Origin of the sequence: Levilactobacillus tujiorum (assembly GCF_012641185.1) — a bacterium.
GTDB lineage: Bacteria > Bacillota > Bacilli > Lactobacillales > Lactobacillaceae > Levilactobacillus > Levilactobacillus tujiorum.
In genome coordinates this window covers 25,498-44,690 of record NZ_JAAXLK010000010.1, presented here as the reverse complement: position 1 = coordinate 44,690, position 19,193 = coordinate 25,498, and the positions used below count along the sequence as shown (strand labels likewise).

Here is a 19,193-nt window from a genome sequence, read left to right as displayed (position 1 = left end):
TAGATTTAATTGCTTCTCTTTGTAACCGTTTACATATATAGCATACCGGATCGGCTCGGCCCCGATAATCCCCTTTTTTGGCTAACCACTTACCTTTTCTAACCAGTTCGTCCAATCTGTCACTTTATTTATCAAAATTGACAAACGAACTCCGTTACCGCCACTATCATAACCGAAAAATGATCCCAACTAGTAGTTGGGGGACTTCATTAGTTTTCCATGCTAACTCACTGCTAACTATCGAGAGTAAAACCTATTCTGCAACCCCTCAAACTCGGTTGATCAAGATTGACGAGATTTCCCGCCTTACCGTTCGCCAATTTTGGGCTGGAACGCTGTGGGAAGGACGGCCTGAGCCACAGACCGGTCTTAGGCCTCGCTTGGAGCCGAAAGACCACGTCTCCAAGTCGCCATTTACCAAGAAGAACACTTGGTAAATCCCACGGCTGAGCCCAAAATTGACTCACTCACGGCTACATTGACGTGACCATTTATCATTGAATAAATACCGATGCACCAGATTCTCTTAGTCAAAAACAGTACGTCGTTCTACCAGCCACAGTCAGTCCCCCACAACGGACAGAATCTCCGCCCTTTACTATAAAAAAGCGCCACCTAATCAGGATTACTCCTGTTAAGCAGAGCTTTGACTTGTTTGTATTGAAGATTGAACAAGCTATAACCGCTATCCACCGGTCTATTTCAACCGGCGGATACTTTGCCGTTCGACCAGTTTGATCGGTGTGATCTTCTGTGAGGTATCATCCGGGGCGCTGACCTGGCGCACGCCGGCCACACCCATTTCGTAGAAGTTCTGGGAAATACTCGAAAGGGCTGGCTGCACAAGGTCACAGATCGTCGTTCCATCAATCGCCAGAATTGAAAGATCGGTAGGAACCTGCAAGCCTAGACTGCGGGCCTGATTAAGAACGCCCACCGCCGCCATATCACTAGCACCAATCACCGCTGTGAGCGCTGTGTCGGCGCCATAGGCTTGCATCGCCTGCTGCCCGGCAGCATAGCTATAATCGCCGAGTTGAACCCACGCCGGTTGCACGCGAATCCCCGCTTCCTGCATGGCCTGGCGATAACCTGAAACCCGTTGCCGACCAGTATGGAAATCACTATCGACCCCTGCAAGGCCAATGCCCCGGTGCCCCCGCTGCAGTAGCGTTTGAGTCGCCTGATAGCCGACCTGCCAATCATCGGACGTGATGTACGGGACCTGGATGTCGTCAAAGGAAATGGACAAAAAGCAGAAGGGAATCTGAGCGCTCTGCAACAGTTGTAAATTATCCGCTGACAAGTCGACCGACAACAGTAAAATTGACCGGACTGGCCGTTCGATCACCGTGGTCAGGGCTCGCCGCTGTTGTTCTGGGTCGTCATCCCCCGCGTAAACGATGATGACGTTCAAATCATGCAAGTGGGCTTCCGCCTGAATGCCCTCAATGATGGGACTGGCAAAATTGGTTTTCGTGGAATTAACGATTGCGGCAATGACATTGCTTTGGCGCGTCACCAATTCAGCCGCCGCCGTATTCTTCTGGTAACCCAGTTCTTTAGCTGCCGCACGCACCTTTTCACCGGTCTGGGCGCTAAAAAAGCCCGTTTTATTGGCCAAAACCCGTGAGACCGTCCCGGGTGAGACCCCCGCCAACTTGGCAATATCTTTAATGGTTGCGCCCATTCAGGCCACCTCACTTTCTCCGTTCATCTAACTAGTTCTTATTCTACCGTTATCCATACGAAAGCACAAAGTCCAAATCACCGTCATTGGCCGATTTTTAACACAAACGTTTGTTATTCTTTAAAATCAGCATTGCAAACGTTTGTGTAACGTGCTAGAATCTCTATTGAAAGCGGTTACTTAATCACTCAACCGATCGGGTAATCCCCACTTGCTATTCCAACTCTAGGAGGAATCATAATGTCTCAAAATGCAGCGCTTCAAAATGGTCGGGCTACGCAGGCCCCGGTTCAGACGACCGCCAGTGAGAATGCCTTACCGCGGCTCCCGTTAAAGACGATCTTTGCCATGACCTTTGGCTTCTTTGGGGTCAATATGGCCTTCTCCCTGCAATCGTCACAAATGGGGAGAATCTTCCAAACGATTGGTGCCGATCCGACCAAATTAGGATTTTTCTTCTTACTGCCCCCTTTGGCTGGAATGGTGGTCCAACCCCTCATCGGTAAATACTCTGATATTACTTGGAATCGTTTCGGTCGGCGAATGCCTTATCTGATGATTGGGGCCCCCATCGCCGCGTTGGTCATGATTCTCTTGCCAAATGCTGGGTCGTTTGGCTTTGGCTACGCCTCCATCGCCGCATTACTCTTCGGCGCCGTTGCCATCCTATTCATGGATCTTTCTTCAAACGTCTGCATGCAACCGTTCAAGATGATTATCGGTGACATGGTCAACGAAGACCAAAAGGATCTTGCGTGGTCTTGGCAACAGTCTTACTCTAATCTAGGTGGGGTGCTCGCCACGATATTCCCGTTCATTCTCACTTGGTTTGGCGCCTCTAACGTCGCTGCTAAGGGAACCGTGCCATTATCCGTGCGACTGGCCTTTTACATCGGTGCCGGGATTCTTCTATTAACATCAATCTATACCATTATTTCCGTTAAAGAATACGACCCCGCTACCTATAATCGGTACCATCACGTTAAGGCCGAGACCAAGCAAAAGACTGCTAGTCTCTGGCACTTGGTCAAAACCGCGCCCCGCGCCTTTTGGGAAATTTCCTTCGTGCAACTCTTCGATTGGTTCGCGATTCAATACCTATGGACTTACGGGACCGGCGCGATTGCCGATAACGTTTGGCACACGGCCGACGCCGCATCTGCTGGCTATCAAGCTGCCGGCAACTGGTTCGGGATTCTTTCCTGCATTCAATCGTTGGCTGCCGTTGTCTGGGGCTTCGCAGTTCTCTCCCACACCAAGCCCAACCAGCGAAAATTCTGGTTCCGCCTCAGTCTCATCATGGGCGGCGCGGGAATGATCTGGATCTACTTTATCCATTCACAATGGTTGCTCATCTTACCATTCTGCCTCATTGGGATCTGCTACCTCACGATGCAGACGCAGGCGATGTCTCTCTTCACCGAATCCTTAAATGGGAAAAATGAAGGGGCTTACTTGGGACTGTTTAACTGTGGGATCTGCTTACCCCAAATCATCGCTTCTCTGGCCAGCTTCGCCATCTTCCCCGCGATTGGCAAATCAATGCCCGGGATGCTCGTCATTGCCGGAATTGCCTTTCTGCTCGGTGCCGTTGCGGTCAGCGTCATTCATCCACGTTTATCTACAAAGTAATCCACAATTATTAAACTTAAAAAATTCAGGAGGTTTTACTTATGTCAACTCAATGGTGGAAAAATTCAGTCGTTTACCAAGTCTATCCTCGTAGCTTTCAAGATAGCAATAATGATGGGATTGGTGACTTGCCGGGCCTGACCCAACGGTTACCTTACATTAAAAAATTAGGCGCCGACGTGATCTGGCTCAACCCGATTTACAAATCTCCTGATAAGGACAACGGCTATGATATCAGCGATTACCGCAACATTCAGGATGTCTATGGGAGTATGGCCGACTTCGATCATCTGTTAGCCAGTGCCCACCAACAGGGACTGAAATTACTGATGGATCTGGTCGTCAACCACACATCCGACCAACACGATTGGTTCCAGCAAAGTCGGCAGTCGCGGGATAATCCTTACGCCGACTACTACATCTGGCGCGATCCCGTTGATGGTCACGAACCGAACAACTGGGGCTCCTTCTTCAGCGGCTCGGCTTGGACCTTTGAACCTAAACGCCAACAATATTACCTGCACCTCTTTGCCCCCGGACAACCTGATCTGAACTGGGAAAATCCCAAGGTCCGCCAAGAAGTCTACAGCCTGATGAAGTTCTGGTTGGACAAGGGGGTCGATGGCTTCCGGATGGACGTGATCAATCTCATTTCCAAGCCAGCCGGTCTGCCTGACGCACCGCAAGCTCCTAACGCGCTGTATGGCGACGCCCAAGCCGCGGTGGCTGACGGTCCTAAGCTGAATGCCTATCTCAAAGAAATGAATGAACAAGTACTCTCACATTACGACATCATGACCGTGGGTGAAATGCCAGGCTCAACGCCGGAAGATGCCATCGCCTACACCGGCTTTGACGCCCATGAGTTGAATATGGTCTTTCAATTTGAACACGTCTCACTGTCGGCCAACCCCGATCCGCGCCTAGGAAAATGGAACGATCAGCCCGTCAAGTTGGTTGACCTCAAGGCCGCTCTCTCCCGTTGGCAAAAGGAACTCGACGGGCGCGGTTGGAACAGTCTCTATTGGAATAACCACGATCAACCGCGTGCCGTTTCTCGCTTCGGAAACGATTCGCCAAAATACCGTGAGTTGTCGGCCAAGATGTTGGGGACCACGTTGCACATGCTCCAAGGCACGCCGTATGTCTACGAAGGTGAGGAACTAGGCGAAACCAACGTCCATTACACTCGCCTCGATCAGTACGAAGACTTGGAAAGTATCAACGCCTACAATCAACTGGTTAAGCAAGAAAAGATCGTAGATGATTCTACCATGTTGAGCTACCTCGCCAACATTTCCCGAGACAACGCGCGGACACCGATGCAATGGGATAACACCACCAATGCCGGCTTCTCCAAGGCCCAACCTTGGTTCGCATTGAATCCTAATTACACCAGCATCAACGCGGCCGCCGAGGTGGATCAACCCGACTCCGTCTTCAGCTACTATCAACGACTGATTGCGCTACGCCACGACAGCGACCTCATCGTTCACGGGACCTATGAAGAGCTTGACCCTAACGACGAGCAAGTCTTCGCTTACCGTCGGCACTATCAAGGGCAAACACTGCTGGTTATCAGCAACTTCACCGACCAGACCATCACCCGCGATTACCAACAGGATCAAGCGGACCACCGCGTCATTGGCAACTACGCCGACGACTTAGGCACCACGTTACGGCCGTACGAAACCAAGGTCTACTTGTTCAAATAAATTGCTTGTGTCCTGCCGTCCTGCCGCCTTACCGTTCGCCGTCACCTGCGGCTGCCAACGATTCCGGCTGCTGTGGGGACCGCCTGCGGCCTGAGGAGCGGTCCTCCGGCTCGGTTTAAAGCCTGACTAAACTCGTCAGTCTCCAAACACGTCCCATGCTGTAACCCGAGTGAAAAACCTCGGGAAACAGCATCGACACAGCTACCTCCATCATTGGCCTCCTCCGGTTACGATGATTTCTGGCCATAATATTTGAATAATCAACATGGTCACGGTACGACGTAAATATCGTCCACATCACCAACGTAGCCGAGAGTGAGCCAAATTTGAGCTCAGCCGTGGGATTTACCAAGTGCCTTTCTTGGTAAATGGCGACTTTGAGATGTGATTTTTCGGCTCAAAGCGAGGCCTAAGACCGCCCTGTGGCTTAGGCCGTCCTCCCCACAGCGCTCCAGCTCAAATTTGGCGAACGGTAAGGCGGCTGGCCTGTCAATGTTTATGTTTACATCATAAAAACCACCTTCAATTGGAACTAGCCAACTGGAGGTGGTTTTTTTAGGGATTGAGGTACTGGGCCAACCACTCAACGTAGTGGGTTTCCCGCTCGATTGCGTGGTCCAAGATGAGGTAATGGCCGTACGCATGGTCTACGGTCGTCGAATCGGCAAAGACCGTTTCCCGTCGCTGCTGCAGGTGATGTAGCTGGGCTTGGTGCAGTTGATACTGCTCGCGTAGCATCGGCTGTAATCGGGGATCGTCCGCCGTCTTGATGAAGTATAGCTTCAGAATAAATTCGTCCTTGTTAGGCGTCAATTCCGGCGACGGTTCACTCACCCAGTCCACTAATTTTTGATAGCCAGTTGGCGTCAATTTATACTGCTTCTTCGCCAACTTTTCGCCGGTCACTGTGTCCTCGTGCGTAATGTCACCAGCGTTTTCCATTCGCTTAAGCAACGGATAAATTTGACTGTGCTGTGCCTGCCAAAATTCACCAATTTCATTCTCAAACGCCTTAGCTAAATCATAGCCTGTCTGTGGCTGCTGGTTCAATAATCCTAAAATAATATATTGCAGTCGATTTCGCTGTCCGATGATGGTCAACTCCTTTAGTCGCACCCGTTATGTTATCTTCATTGAACCAGTTTAATCAGTAAAGTTCAAGAAAAACTGTTGACAAAGACGTCTATTCTCACTACACTAATCAAGTAAATTCAAACATGTAATTAATTACATGTTTGCCGACAGAATAGAAGGAGCGCTTTACCATGACTAAAACATTTAAAACCCTGGATGACTTCCTAGGAACTCATTTCATTTATACTTACGATAACGGCTGGGAGTATGAATGGTACGCTAAGAATGACCACACCGTTGATTACCGAATCCACGGTGGCATGGTTGCCGGCCGCTGGGTGACTGATCAAGAAGCCAATATCGTCATGCTGGTGCCCGGCATCTACAAGGTCGCTTGGACAGAACCCACCGGAACTGACGTGGCCCTCGACTTCGTCCCCAACGAAGGCAAGTTGAACGGCACCATCTTCTTCCCCAAGTGGGTTCAAGATCATCCTGAAATCACCGTCACTTATCAAAATGAACACATCGACGTGATGGAAGCCGCCCGGGAAAAGTACGCGACTTATCCTAAGCTCGTGGTTCCCGAATTCGCCAAAATCACCTACATGGGGGATGCCGGCCAAAATAACGAGGACGTGATCAGTGAAGCCCCTTACGCCGGCCTTCCAGACGATATCCGCGCGGGAAAGTACTTTGACGCCAGCTACCACCGCATCAAGAAGTAATGCGTCTCATCATCCCCCACTAATTTGTGGCATACTAGAAGATAACAACGATCTAGAAAGTGGGGCATATGTACATGGCAAATTATATTCAAGAGATTCGGCAGCTCGTTGGTCACCGGCCACTCATTCTCAATGCGGCGGGGGCCATCCTGGTTAATGATCAGCAGGAGGTTTTATTAAATCTCCGCACGGATACCCACAATTGGAGTCTTCCCGGCGGTTACCTGGAATACGGCGAAACCTTCGACCAGGCCTGCATCCGCGAGTACAAGGAAGATGCCGGCCTCGACGTGGAAATCGTGCGACCACTTGGCCTCTTCGATCAGGGATTTACAACCTATCCTAACGGTGACAAAACACAAGTGATTTCGCGGCTGTACTTGGTCAAACAAGTCGGCGGCCACACCTTAAGTCAGGAAACGGATGAGACCCTCGACTTAAAGTACTTCCCCTTCGATCAGTTACCACCATTACTGAATCAACAAACCGCTGATATGCTCGCAGCCGGGCGGGCGTATTTCGCCAAGCAGCAATAACCACCCTTGTCAGCCTAGAATTCAGCGACTGACAACTATCCCAAAGAACGAATGGGCCTGAGGTATCAGCTTCAGGCCCTTTTCGTGCGCCAAATGTCCGTAGCTGGCAGAGCTGGTTTCGCTCTTACCTATTTAGTATCCCAACCCAAACTAATCAGGATTAGAAACGCCCCCGTGCCGACGCCCAGCGCGCGACTCGAGGTATTATCAAATCGCCAAATTCCCAGCTCTGCCAGTAGACACAGCACCCCTAACCAGAAAGTCACCGTCCGATAAAATTGCCGATTAAATCTAAACCGCACAACCATCAGCCCCTCGCATTTAGCATTTGCCTCAATCTAACACAGCCGACAGCAAGAGTTGTGCTGAATGCCCAGCTTAGTTCGGCCAAGTTCCCTATCTTCCAATGATCGGCATCATTCACTACGCAAATCATCCGACCACCATGTCAATTAATCCGTCAAAAGTTATTTCAGCAAACTTAATGTTGGCGTATAATGATACCATAACAAAATCTTAATATTGGGATAGTGTGGCTCACCCCATTTTCCACTAACCACTACATAATTTCATCATGCTCATTTCCAGTCGACTTCAGTCCTTTCCGGGCCGCCAAATGCCCAACTGAAGTCTTTTAACGTGGCCGCCACACTATCCCTTCTGAGGAGTGACTCTCATGAAGAAGTGTCCCAACTGCCAACACCCCGTTGCACCCGACAGCGCCTTCTGTGAAAATTGCGGATTCGACCTGCGGCAGGCACCGGCCGAAGCGCAACGACAACCCCAACAACGCGCCGACAAACCGGCTAAGCATAAGACTTGGTTGACTCGTACGGTTTGGGGAATTCTCGCGGTGGCCCTAATCGCCGTTCTCGCGCTGGGCTATTCATTTTACAACAAGCAAGCTGGCAAGGAACAACAGGTTGCCAACATGGCTGATATGATCCGCAATAACCAGAGCGGCGACCTTGCCAAGGTGATGGTCAGCGACAATCCCAATCTTAAAATCACGGGTGACACCGTCCAGCCGCTACTAACCTACGCTCGGGCACACCAACACTACGCGAAAACCCTGCAGGAAGAACTGATGTCGTCCGGCGAGTCGCGTGACCAGACCTTCAAGTTAGAGACGGATGGTCACACCATGCTCATCTTCCCCATTTACAAATTACGCGTGCGCACCATGCACCCCGTGCTCAGCACCAATGTCGCCAACGCCACGCTAGAAGCTAACGGCAGTCCGCTGGTTACGGCGAAGAACGACCACTTCACCTACACCGCTGGTCCCCTGTTCCCCGGACATTACACCTTCAAACTTTCGGATAGCCGTAACAAGGCCACGAAAAGTACCGACCTCATGAAGGCTAACGACGTCCATAAGCAAATTAGCCTACTGACCACGACGCAGACCAACGGCAAAGATACCGTCAATCAAGACGACACCACTGATAATGACGAGCAGCCCACGGCCGACGACTCTGCCAATACGCATCATACCGGTAAGGAAGCCAGTGACCTGTCCGACGATGCGCAAGAAGCCATTGACGCCGCTAGTGACGACTATGATTTTGACGTTGACGACAACACCTACACTGTCTCCGTTCCGGCCGACGACATGCTAGAAATCAAGGCCTACGATAAATTTTCTGGTCAACACGAAGGCACCTTCCGCTACGATCAGATTCACAACATCGTCAGCGAATACAACCCGGATACTGATAAATTTGAAACCAATGATTAACTGAAAGGACGATAACCACGCCATGAAACAAACCTACTATCGCATCTGCCCCAAGTGTGGCAATCAGAACGCGGCCGACGCTAATTTTTGCTTAAAATGCGGGTCCACTCTATCTGCCGCAGATGAATACACCCTGATCCCCCACGCAGCCGACCAGTCGTTTCCACTATTCGACTTGGAATTAACGCCCGATGAAGTTGCCCAAACGAAGAACTTCATCATCACCGCCGCTACCCAGTTACCCGCCGGCTACCGGAGCGCTGGCCTCATCTTCGCCGAAAGCGCGGTGGCCCCGCAAGCTGGCACCAAAGCCGCCTGGGAAGATCTGATGAAGCACCTCTACGCCTTGCTGTTGACGAAGCACTACGCCGGTGCCATGCGCATCACCATCCAACCCCAGCCTACTAATCCCAGTCAACTCTGTCTCTACGGCGAAGCACTGATTGCTGAAACCCGACACTAATTTTTTGGAGGTAAAACTTATGCACTTAGTTCCGTTGATGGCTCCTGCCGATAACCAACCCGGCGGCGGCCAAAACCACTTCTGTCCCAACTGTGGTCATCCCGTAGCGCCCGATGACGTTTTCTGTCAAAATTGTGGCTACAATCTACAAGCAGACGACGCGGCGCCTACCAACCAGTCCACTGATGAGGCACCGCAACCTGCCCAGCCCACCCAAACGCAGACCCGGCAAGCCACACCACAACCTGCAGCCCCGGTCAGACGCCCACGCCAACCCATGACCAAGGCCAAAAAGATCCAATGGTGGAGCATCGGTGGCGTCGTTGTCCTGCTGATTATCTTCTTCGTTTGGGGCAGCCAACACTACTCCCGCGCAGCGACCCTCGATCGCGAGATTGCTAACATCAAGTCCGGCAAGCACCTCACCACGACCTTTACCAGTGGCAGCTCTGACCTGAAGCTGAGCAAGACGAAACTACTGCCGGTTAACCGGTACTACGGCGAACACGCCAAGGCTCTGGCTACCCTGAAGACCGAACTGCAGACTAGCGGTACCAGCAACGACGGTAACTTTACATATAAGCAAAACGGCCACCACCTGTTCTTCTTCCCCAAGTATCAAATCAGCGTGAGTCCCGTCTATCCAACCGTGACGACCAACCATACCGGTAACGTCATCAAGCTAGACAACCAAAAGATTGCCACCGCTACGACTGACGACTACACGAAGAAGCTGGGCGCCATGGTTCCCGGTGAATACCACCTGCAATCGAGTGGAAAAATCGGCAGCCACCATTTGACTAACAGCGGCGACTACCACATCACTGGCAGCAAGACCTACGACCTGGAACTCACGACCGTTTCTGTCACGTTTAACACGGTACCGGCCTCTGCCATTTATCTGAATGGCAAGAAGATTGGCAATGCCGACGACAGCGGGATGTATACCTTGAACGACGAGCCGTGGTCCTCCGATATGTCGGCCTACGCCCAGTATTCATCTAGTGCCGGCAAAGCCACGACGCCTGCCGTACACATCAGTAAGAGCGACGACCAGTCCGACGTTGACCTGAACTATAAGGACATGATCGACGAGAGTGATGCCGATGACTTCTTCGACAACCTATTCACGGCGGTCGAAAATTTGTCTGACCAAGGTGACATAGATGATGCCACCGATGATGACGACGATGCCATGGCTGATTTCTTCGCCAACGGCAGTAGCAACACCCAATACGACCAACTGAAGCAAATGGCTGAGGGCTACTACAAAGATGACGATCTGAACTACATCGAAATGGACACCGATATCAAGAGTGTCAAGCCTGGTCCCAATGGCACGAGCCTGGTTTCTTACACGGTCAAATACGACTTCACCCTCGATGATTACGATCATATTCAGACCTTCCAGTACACGGCTACCCTGAAGCCTGCCGGTAACGACAACGCCTCACAGAGCTACGAAATCACTAAGATCTCCGCCAGTCAGAAAGTTAATGACTACCACGAAGATTCCGACGACTAAGGAGACTATCCATGGATAATTCAAAAAAGTTCTGTCCCCACTGTGGTACAGAAATCAAAAATGACGCTAAGTTTTGCCCTAAGTGTGGCTACGCGTTAAGCCAAGCTTTAGACAACGACCAACCAACATCACCAACACAACCCGAATCACAGACACAGCCCCAACCAGCCGCCGCTCAATCAGACGCAAGCAGCACGGCCACGGATTCCTTCAGTGATGTCAAACGCTTCTCTGGCAACTTCTTCAGTTGGTGGCTGGCCACGATCCGGCACCCCAGTCAGGTCGTGCCCAATGCCAATCGTTCCTTTGGGGTGATTGCCCTTGCCCTCGAAGATCTGCTGACCGTACTCATGTTGGTTTCACTAGGCAAACGACTCATTGCTCTCTACAGTAGCGACGTGAGCCAGGCCGTCGCCAGCATGATTAATGTGAACGGTATTTTGTTCAAAGCCGGTATGATTTTCTTCTTCCTGATTCTACTGGGCGTAGCGGTCTATGTCAGTCTCAGCTACGGTTTCCGTCGCTTAATTGACGATCAGGCCCCACTGAACTTCTGGGAATTCACCAACCAATTTGCCAGTATCACCAACCTGATTCTGGTCTTCAACCTGATCACTTTTCTACTGAGTCTGATCACGACTGGCGCGAACTTCTCTAGTTACAGCCTGATGATTCTCTTCATGATTCCTACCAGTGTTATCTTAAATCTGGGGTATGTCTTCATCATCATTAAGGACGTTGAACACCCCCGTCTGGATAAGTTTTACACCCTTCTGCTGGCGGTAGCGGCCCTGGCGATTGCCTTCCTGATCTTCACCTACATCGCCGGTAGCATTGTGGGCGGCTCCGTCGTCAACTTCATTCAGAGTAACTACGGCAGCTTCATGAATGGCTTCTAGTCTGCCGAATCTAGTGCCCAAATTACTGGTTATACCTACCCTAACAATTAGGCAACATGGTGATTTCTTCGCCTTGCCGGTCGGCAGATATGGGCTGGAACGGCGCGAACACAACTTGAAGCCTCGGAAGTACCGAGTCTACAAGCTTGGTTTTCTACTAAGCCAGTGAGAAATTCACTCACCGACTAAGTAGAACGACGCACCTGAGCCCATATCTGCCGACCTCACGGCTTACACAGTGTACCTAGGCAACTGAGATAATAGCTGTCACAATCGTTATCAATCGAACTGAAAACACTAAATAACTGCGCATTCTCAACTGTTGTACAGATAAAACACAATCAGAATCGCAGGCGGAATCCCTGGCAGCCGGAGCGCGACCAACCTACAACCTAGTTTAACGGCACAAAGGCTTTCCACTACTGAGGAGTATTTTGTCTTTCAACCTTTAGGTGGTATTCTAGACTTCAGAATCTCTACTGAGGAGGCATCACGATGAGTTTAATTTTCATCAAACGGGCAACACTGCGTGACTTACCGGCAGTGATGGCGATTATTGACCACGCCAAAGCCCAATTAAAAGCCGCTGGAAGCCCACAATGGCAGGATGGCTATCCGGATGCCGTAGCGCTAAAACAAGACGTAGATGCCCAGCAATGCTGGTTACTGGTGGTTGACGGTCAGGTTGCCGGCACCGCAACGATGGTGATCGGCGACGACCCTAATTATCTACACATTGAAAACGGCCAGTGGCAAAATAATCAAGATCCATACGCCACGATTCACCGGATCGCGATTGGGGCGGGCTTTGCTGGCCAGCACCTGAGTCACTTCTTCTTCTCCAACCTGATCAGCCAAGCCTACCGCGAAGGTGTTCGCAACTTTCGGATGGACACCCACGTCAAGAATCAACAAATGCAGGCCATCGCCAGAAGCTTTGGCTACAAGCATCGCGGAACGATTTACGTGGACGAGCAGACGCGGGATGCTTCACGCTTGGCTTATGAACTGAACTTGGACTAGGCTCTACCGCCTTACTAGGAGCCGTAAGCAACCTAGTCACGTAAATTTGAGTGATGGCTTAAACGCCGACAAAAATTAAAAATTGGTTCTGGAAATCATCCCGTGATTTCTAGAACCAATTTTTTTGCTCTTTTCAACGAAGAATCGGCCACTAGCTACCAATCAGCACACCTATTTAATCTCGTTAGCTGTGTGCCCCGTCGCAAAAAAATCCTGAAAATTTTGGTAGCTAATCCGAATCATGTCCTCCAGCGCCGGTTCCGTGTAAGAGCCCACGTGGGGCGTGATTAAGACCCGCGGATAAGCCGCCAACAACCGCTGCACTTCAGCGCTAGGGAGATCCGCAGTCGACGCAAATGCTTGGCCTAAAATCGCCACCTCATCACGGATGACATCCGCACCATAACCGCTGATCTGACCAGCATCCAGCCCTGCTAAAATAGCGTTTACATTAGTTAACTCACCCCGCGCCGTGTTAATGAGCACAGCCCCGGGTTTCATCTGCTTGATAAAGTCGGCATCCACCAAGTCATCATTTTTTCCCGGAAAATAAGGCACGTGGATGGAGACAATATCGCTTTGCGCCAGTAGCTGTGGTAACTCGACCAGGTCCAACGCTGCCTCGGCCGCCGCAGAGGGATAGGGATCGTATCCCAAGACGTGTGCGCCCAGTCCTTGGTACAACTTCCCTTCCGTCAGACCAATCCGCCCGGCTCCCACGATGCCGACCGTGGCCGTGTGAATTTCCTTACTGAACAGGGCATCGTTCACGATAAAGTTAGCCTGCTGCGTCTGCGTAATTCCCAGATTGACATGCCGGAACAGCGTCATCCCTAGCGTAAACGCCAATTCCGCCACCGCATATGGCGAATAGCCGGGGACCCGAGCCAACGTGATCCCCAGATCGGCAGCCGCCTGCAGGTCCATGTGGTTATACCCCACCGAACGGGTAAAGACGGCCTTAATCCCCCAGTCCGCAAATTGTTGTAAATTCTGCCGGTCAACCACGCAATTGCCCCGGACTAACACGGCGTCAGCATCCGCCGCGGCTCCAACGTTCTCGTGCGTCAACAACTCCCGAACATAGGTCAACTCAAATCCATGGGTATTTAACCGCTGGAAGTACGGCTCTTCCAATTCACGAACACCATACGCTGTAATTTTTACCATAAGTCAACACGCCTTCCTAATGAAAAACACCTAACCCATTGATAACTTCCAAGATTGCGATCCAGATCGGCATCATGACCACCGCCGCAATCGTTGAGACTAACGATGCATTTGACGATAACAGTGCCTTGCGATCGAAACTAATGGCATAGGCCGAAACGACTGCCGCAGTCGGCGTGGCCATCATCACCACGATCGTTGCGACGGCAACATAACTCAGCGACAAAATTCCCGTGGCATTTAACACGCACAATAGCACCAAGTTCAATAGCGGCACGATCATCACTTTGTTAAATGCATAGTACCATGGCGTCTTGTCCGCCGCAGCTTCCTTGATAGAGATGGACCCCAGCGTCGCACCAATCGCTAACCAAGCCAATGGTGAGGCAATGTTTGCCAGATAAGTGAGGGGCTTGAACAGCCAGAGCGCGGTCTGATCAATCCGGTAGAAGGCCACGTGAACCATGGCGGTCCCCGTTACCCCATTGACCACGGCCGGCACCGTTACTTGCGGCACCAAGTGTTGTCCTAACCACATGAAGAGGCCAAGAAAAGTCGCGATGACAATGGGATTGAGAAACATCTTTTTCACGTTTTTCGCCGCCATTTTCAACCCCGACATCTTGATGTAGGCATAGGAATACAGGAAGATCCGGTAGCCGATGTTAAAGATGGAACTGTACATGACACCTTTAGCGCCGTAGACCGCCCCGACGATGGGAATCCCGAAGAACGTGGTGGATCCAAACGTCGTCAGAATGGCTAGCACTTCGCGTTCGTCCTTGACGTACCGCTGATACAGGAACGGGGTCACAAAAATCAGGAGAATGTAGATCACAATGCCCCAGATGAGCACACCCATTCCCTGATGGAAGGCCGTTGAATCCATCGGTTGCATGAATGAATTAAACGCTAGGGCCGGAATGGCCACCGTCAAGGAAACGTTGGTTAAAACCTTACCAAAGTTTTCGCCAAAGATCCCGCGGCGGCGTAAGAAGAAACCCAACAGAATGATAAAAATCGTTGACGTAATCGAACTAATAATGGCGGCGTTAGAAAAGGTCGCTTCGATCGCTTTTAGAATCCCCATAATGGTTACCTCCAACGCATAAATTTACTGCCTTGGCCGTATTATTATTCGTTCCCTTAGCGAGTTATAGCGAAACCGGCTAGTTGGTTCGCTAACTTATGCTTTGAACGGCTTACCGATTAAAATGAGAGTGGGACAAAAGGTGGTTAGCTGGCGAGCATTAAGGCTGATCCCGGGTCTGGATTGTTTGGTTATCAGTTTTAAACGGAACCAGCTGCCTTTTGGCGCACGTTTCGACAATGTAAATTCGGCTATGCAAATGGGGCTGGGGCTTTTGTCCCAGACTCTAAAATACCCGTCCACTTTAACGTCAGAAAGTGGTACGCTAAAACTTAAATTATTGAGCTGGAGGTTTTTCATGAGTTTAATCTATCTACGGCGGGCCCAAACGCCCGACATTGCTAAAATTATGACCATTATCGCTGACGCTAAAGCATTATTAAAGGCAGATGGGAGTCCCCAATGGCAGGACGGCTACCCCAATGAAGCCACGATTCGTCAAGATATTCTGGCCCAACAGAGCTGGGTGCTGATCGTCGACGGCCAGGTTGCGGGAACTGCCGCCCAAGTCATTGGCGACGACGCCAACTACCACCAGATTACGGGGACTGGCTGGCAAAATACGACGGATCCTTACGCCACCATTCACCGCATCGCCCTGAGTCGAGACTACACGGGGCAACACCTGAGCCACTACTTTTTCACCACGCTGATTAGCAATGCCTATCGCGATGGCATTCGCAATTTCCGGATTGACACCCACCAACTAAACCAGCGGATGCAAGCCATTGTCACCAGTTTGGGCTATCAATTCCGGGGTATCGTTCACGTGGCGGAACCGGGCGATAATGCCCGCCGAGCTTATGAATTGAATTTGGTGGGTTAAAGCGGTAACATAGTCACTTAGCGGACGACACCTAAAATTTGGGGTGAATAATTACTAAAGTCGTGCACCATTAGGGCTGTAAATTAATTAAGTGATGATGTATAATCTAGGTTATTGCCTCAGCACAGAAAGGGGATTTTCCTTTAAAATGTATCGATTCTTTGTCCAACCGCAAGTCAACGCTGAAACACAAAAATTAGCTGGATACGAACTACTATTACGGTCATCTTGCCATGATTACTGGGTAACGCCCACTGATTTTACCGCGGTACCAATGGACCAGCAGGTATTGTTATCCTATCAAGAGATCACGAGCATTTTAAAAGATCATCGCGACAATCCCGAAATTTCATTGAATTTAAACCGTGAACAATTTACGGATCGCCGAACTATTGGCCACCTGATCCATTTAAAGAAGTCAGTCAAGAACTTAAACTTGATTGTCGAGTTAACAGAAGCCCCTTCGCTGGAAGAACTTCACCGTTACGTGGCCCTCTACCGGTCTTTCGATATCAAGTTAAGTCTGGACGATGTGGGCACCGACAATCCCTGGTCGCAAGCCGTCCAAGACGTCTTACCTTTCATGGACAGCATCAAGTTCGCCATGCAGAATTTCCGGTTCCAACACCGACAAGGCGAAATGATGCAGAGCCTCAACTTTTGGCGCAAAATCGCTGACAACTATCAGCTGGGCTTCACCCTAGAAGGTATCGAAGATAAGGGTGATGTTAAGCTCGCTCAGGAGTATAACGTCAAGCTGGCCCAAGGCTACTATTACAGCAAGCCAGTGCCGTATGCGGCTGTTTAAACCGGTTTAAATTGATTGTTTAGTGTACTTACAACGATTCATCCCCGTTCATTGGGATGGGCCGTTTTTTATTCGCAATTTTCGTGATTTAAAATGTGAAACTCATTATAAAATTATTTATTTTTAGTCCCATCTCAACTCAATTCTTTCTATATACGCAACCAATTCTTGTTTTACCAGCATTTATAACTATTAATTTTCATTGTTGACATCTCCCCCACCAGCGACTATTATGAGAACCAAGTTAAAAACACATGAACGCATCACCAGGAAGAGTAGTCGTTCCCGCTAAGTGCAGAGACCACCGGTAGCTGAAAAGGTGGCTTACAACGGAATGGCGAAGATGAGCCTGGTAGCTAACAGTCGGTGCAAGCTGATTGTTCGATTTGAAGCCCGTTACCGCTTCCGACTTTTGGCAACAGAAGTTACGGAGATGTTGGGCGTGAGTCCAGCATGAAACAAGGTGGTACCGCGAGTGAAATCGTCCTTATGTCAACAACATAAGGACGATTTTTATTTTGAGGAGATGTTTTGGGATGAAGAAAAAAGGAACGATTTTAACACTTGCTGCACTCAGCCTCTTAACGTTAGCGGGGTGCGGGAGTCAAGCCAGTGGCAGCGGGTCTAACTCTAAGTATGCGGCTAAACAAGAACTCAACTGGACCGAATCTTCCGAACTGGCCTCCGCCGACCTCGCCAAGGCGACCGATACGCTTAGTTTTACCGTCTTACAGAACACGCAAGAAGGGCTCTACCGCTTGAACAGCAAGGGTACGCCGGCGAATGCCCTCGCGACTAGCACCAAGATCACGAACGGTGGCAAGACTTACACGTTCAACCTCCGGAAGAATGCCAAATGGTCAAACGGCGAACCCGTCACTGCCAAAGACTTCGTTTACTCCTGGCAACGCACGCTCGATCCGAAGACCGCGTCCCAAGACGCCTTCTATCTCTATCAGGTTAAGAATGCCGAGGCTGTCAATAAGGGCAAACAACCGCTAAGCGCTCTGGGCATCAAGGCGGACGGCAACTACAAGCTAACCGTCCAGCTGACGAAGCCCGTGTCATACTTCAAGAAGCTGCTGGCTTGGCCGCTCTTCTACCCGCTGAATCAAAAGGCCGTCGACCAGTACGGGAAGAAATACGGGACCAGTTCCGCCACGACCGCGTACAACGGGCCTTTCCGGCTAACGAAATGGAACGGAACGGGAAAGAGCTGGACGTTGGCCAAGAACAAGACTTACTGGGACAAGCAGGCGGTTCACCTGACGGCCATCAACGAACAGGTTACCGAATCCACCACGACCAGCTATAACCTGTACAACGCCAAGAAGACTGACGAAACCCTCCTGAGTGGGCAGCAGATCAAGAATAACCGGAACAATAAGGACTTTGTCAAACGTCTCCCTACCGGATCACAACGACTGGATTTGAACCAAAAGAAAGTCGCTGCATTCAAGAACCTTAACGTTCGGAAAGCTCTGTCCTTAGCCATTGACCGGACCCAACTCGTCAACGACGTCCTGCAAGATGGTTCCGTGGCTTCCAAGGGCTTTGTCCCCGCTGGCATGGGCAACAATCCCAAGACCGGCGAAGCCTTCAACCAGGAGGCCTACGTCAAGGAAGGCGTTTCTTACAACCTCAAGCAAGCCAAGAGTTTACTCGCTAAGGGGCTGAAACAGACCGGCGATAAGCAACTCAACGTCACCCTGTCCGTTTCCGATACCGACACCAGCAAGCAGACCGCTGAATTCGTTCAGAGTTCGCTGGAAAAATTACCGAACGTCAAGGTCACCATCAAGACCGTTCCTTACGTCCAACTGATTACGCAACAAAATAACGGCAACTACGAACTGACCTTAGCCGGTTGGCAATCCGTCTTCGCCGATCCAATTAACTTCTTGGACGTCTTCGAATCCGACTCGAGCTACAATACGACCGGTTGGAAGAGCACCCAATTCGACAAATTGTTGGATGCCGCCGAGAACCAAGACGGCAATAAGCCGGCCACGCGTTGGTCCAAGCTCGTTCAAGCCGAGAAGGTCCTCATCAACGATCAAGGCACCATCCCTCTGTACCAGGCTGCCAAATCACAACTGTTAAGAAGCAACGTGAAGAGCATCGTCTACAACGGCGCCGGGGTGCCTTACGACTTCAAGACGACTTACATTGCAAAGTAAAACAACGGCTTGCCAAACGATTAGCCTGTCATG

17 protein-coding genes are annotated in these 19,193 nt (G+C 50.5%); 12 read left to right on the top strand and 5 right to left on the bottom strand.

All coding sequences use genetic code 11. The features are described from left to right. Positions 1-697: 697 nt before the first annotated feature. A complete protein-coding gene (locus HF569_RS06355; RefSeq protein ID WP_168901760.1) occupies positions 698-1,690 on the bottom strand; it encodes a LacI family DNA-binding transcriptional regulator in 993 nt (330 codons plus the stop codon). A 240-nt stretch (positions 1,691-1,930) separates the two neighbouring features. Between HF569_RS06355 and HF569_RS06350 the strand changes: the two genes are divergently transcribed. After that, positions 1,931-3,322, top strand: a complete 1,392-nt coding sequence (locus HF569_RS06350; RefSeq protein WP_211089656.1) for an SLC45 family MFS transporter — start codon at positions 1,931-1,933, stop codon at positions 3,320-3,322. Positions 3,323-3,363: 41 nt separating this feature from the next. Beyond that, a complete protein-coding gene (locus HF569_RS06345) occupies positions 3,364-5,037 on the top strand; it encodes a glycoside hydrolase family 13 protein (protein ID WP_168901759.1) in 1,674 nt (557 codons plus the stop codon). A gap of 555 nt (positions 5,038-5,592) precedes the next feature. Here the strand turns inward: HF569_RS06345 and HF569_RS06340 are convergent. After that, positions 5,593-6,129 carry a PadR family transcriptional regulator gene (locus tag HF569_RS06340; protein ID WP_168901798.1) on the bottom strand — a complete coding sequence of 179 codons (537 nt, stop codon included), beginning with the start codon at positions 6,127-6,129 and terminating at the stop codon, positions 5,593-5,595. Positions 6,130-6,302: 173 nt separating this feature from the next. Between HF569_RS06340 and HF569_RS06335 the strand changes: the two genes are divergently transcribed. Both HF569_RS06335 and HF569_RS06330 read left to right on the top strand, forming a co-directional pair. Further along, positions 6,303-6,839 carry a phenolic acid decarboxylase gene (locus HF569_RS06335; RefSeq protein ID WP_168849104.1) on the top strand — a complete coding sequence of 179 codons (537 nt, stop codon included), beginning with the start codon at positions 6,303-6,305 and terminating at the stop codon, positions 6,837-6,839. A 74-nt stretch (positions 6,840-6,913) separates the two neighbouring features. Beyond that, positions 6,914-7,375: an NUDIX hydrolase gene (locus tag HF569_RS06330; protein WP_168901758.1), complete on the top strand. Its 462-nt coding sequence runs from the start codon at positions 6,914-6,916 to the stop codon at positions 7,373-7,375. A gap of 128 nt (positions 7,376-7,503) precedes the next feature. Here HF569_RS06330 and HF569_RS06325 read toward each other — a convergent pair whose 3' ends face one another. Further along, a complete protein-coding gene (locus HF569_RS06325; protein ID WP_168849106.1) occupies positions 7,504-7,677 on the bottom strand; it encodes a hypothetical protein in 174 nt (57 codons plus the stop codon). Positions 7,678-8,051: 374 nt separating this feature from the next. Here HF569_RS06325 and HF569_RS06320 point away from each other — a divergent pair, with 374 nt between their 5' ends. From HF569_RS06320 to HF569_RS06300, 5 genes are all read left to right on the top strand, one after another. Continuing rightward, positions 8,052-9,116 (top strand): TcaA second domain-containing protein, encoded by a 1,065-nt coding sequence (locus HF569_RS06320; protein ID WP_168901757.1) that lies wholly within the window; start codon positions 8,052-8,054, stop codon positions 9,114-9,116. A gap of 22 nt (positions 9,117-9,138) precedes the next feature. After that, positions 9,139-9,579: a zinc ribbon domain-containing protein gene (locus HF569_RS06315; protein WP_168901756.1), complete on the top strand. Its 441-nt coding sequence runs from the start codon at positions 9,139-9,141 to the stop codon at positions 9,577-9,579. Positions 9,580-9,598: 19 nt separating this feature from the next. Then, entirely contained in the window at positions 9,599-11,104 is a 1,506-nt protein-coding gene (locus HF569_RS06310; protein ID WP_168901755.1) for a zinc ribbon domain-containing protein, read from the top strand. 11 nt (positions 11,105-11,115) lie between these two features. After that, entirely contained in the window at positions 11,116-12,003 is an 888-nt protein-coding gene (locus tag HF569_RS06305; protein ID WP_168901797.1) for a DUF6574 domain-containing protein, read from the top strand. Between the two features lie 495 nt (positions 12,004-12,498). Next, positions 12,499-13,026 (top strand): GNAT family N-acetyltransferase, encoded by a 528-nt coding sequence (locus HF569_RS06300; RefSeq protein ID WP_168901754.1) that lies wholly within the window; start codon positions 12,499-12,501, stop codon positions 13,024-13,026. 171 nt (positions 13,027-13,197) lie between these two features. Here HF569_RS06300 and HF569_RS06295 read toward each other — a convergent pair whose 3' ends face one another. After that, the gene (locus tag HF569_RS06295) at positions 13,198-14,196 is read right to left on the bottom strand and encodes an NAD(P)-dependent oxidoreductase (protein ID WP_168901753.1); all 999 of its coding nucleotides are present in this window, start codon (positions 14,194-14,196) and stop codon (positions 13,198-13,200) included. 16 nt (positions 14,197-14,212) lie between these two features. Next, the gene (locus HF569_RS06290) at positions 14,213-15,286 is read right to left on the bottom strand and encodes an AEC family transporter (protein ID WP_168901752.1); all 1,074 of its coding nucleotides are present in this window, start codon (positions 15,284-15,286) and stop codon (positions 14,213-14,215) included. A gap of 358 nt (positions 15,287-15,644) precedes the next feature. Between HF569_RS06290 and HF569_RS06285 the strand changes: the two genes are divergently transcribed. From HF569_RS06285 to HF569_RS06275, 3 genes are all read left to right on the top strand, one after another. Next, entirely contained in the window at positions 15,645-16,172 is a 528-nt protein-coding gene (locus HF569_RS06285) for a GNAT family N-acetyltransferase (protein ID WP_168901751.1), read from the top strand. A 148-nt stretch (positions 16,173-16,320) separates the two neighbouring features. Further along, positions 16,321-16,980: an EAL domain-containing protein gene (locus tag HF569_RS06280; RefSeq protein WP_168901750.1), complete on the top strand. Its 660-nt coding sequence runs from the start codon at positions 16,321-16,323 to the stop codon at positions 16,978-16,980. A gap of 536 nt (positions 16,981-17,516) precedes the next feature. Further along, entirely contained in the window at positions 17,517-19,160 is a 1,644-nt protein-coding gene (locus HF569_RS06275; protein WP_168901749.1) for a peptide ABC transporter substrate-binding protein, read from the top strand. Positions 19,161-19,193 lie beyond the last annotated feature (33 nt).

Bases quoted from the DNA above. Each gene is read 5' to 3' on its own strand.
- HF569_RS06355 (WP_168901760.1), bottom strand. From the start codon at position 1,690: ATGGGCGCAACCATTAAAGATATTGCCAAGTTGGCGGGGGTCTCACCC.
- HF569_RS06350 (WP_211089656.1), top strand. From the start codon at position 1,931: ATGTCTCAAAATGCAGCGCTTCAAAATGGTCGGGCTACGCAGGCCCCG.
- HF569_RS06345 (WP_168901759.1), top strand. From the start codon at position 3,364: ATGTCAACTCAATGGTGGAAAAATTCAGTCGTTTACCAAGTCTATCCT.
- HF569_RS06335 (WP_168849104.1), top strand. From the start codon at position 6,303: ATGACTAAAACATTTAAAACCCTGGATGACTTCCTAGGAACTCATTTC.
- HF569_RS06330 (WP_168901758.1), top strand. From the start codon at position 6,914: ATGGCAAATTATATTCAAGAGATTCGGCAGCTCGTTGGTCACCGGCCA.
- HF569_RS06320 (WP_168901757.1), top strand. From the start codon at position 8,052: ATGAAGAAGTGTCCCAACTGCCAACACCCCGTTGCACCCGACAGCGCC.
- HF569_RS06315 (WP_168901756.1), top strand. From the start codon at position 9,139: ATGAAACAAACCTACTATCGCATCTGCCCCAAGTGTGGCAATCAGAAC.
- HF569_RS06310 (WP_168901755.1), top strand. From the start codon at position 9,599: ATGCACTTAGTTCCGTTGATGGCTCCTGCCGATAACCAACCCGGCGGC.
- HF569_RS06305 (WP_168901797.1), top strand. From the start codon at position 11,116: ATGGATAATTCAAAAAAGTTCTGTCCCCACTGTGGTACAGAAATCAAA.
- HF569_RS06300 (WP_168901754.1), top strand. From the start codon at position 12,499: ATGAGTTTAATTTTCATCAAACGGGCAACACTGCGTGACTTACCGGCA.
- HF569_RS06295 (WP_168901753.1), bottom strand. From the start codon at position 14,196: ATGGTAAAAATTACAGCGTATGGTGTTCGTGAATTGGAAGAGCCGTAC.
- HF569_RS06290 (WP_168901752.1), bottom strand. From the start codon at position 15,286: ATGGGGATTCTAAAAGCGATCGAAGCGACCTTTTCTAACGCCGCCATT.
- HF569_RS06285 (WP_168901751.1), top strand. From the start codon at position 15,645: ATGAGTTTAATCTATCTACGGCGGGCCCAAACGCCCGACATTGCTAAA.
- HF569_RS06280 (WP_168901750.1), top strand. From the start codon at position 16,321: ATGTATCGATTCTTTGTCCAACCGCAAGTCAACGCTGAAACACAAAAA.
- HF569_RS06275 (WP_168901749.1), top strand. From the start codon at position 17,517: ATGAAGAAAAAAGGAACGATTTTAACACTTGCTGCACTCAGCCTCTTA.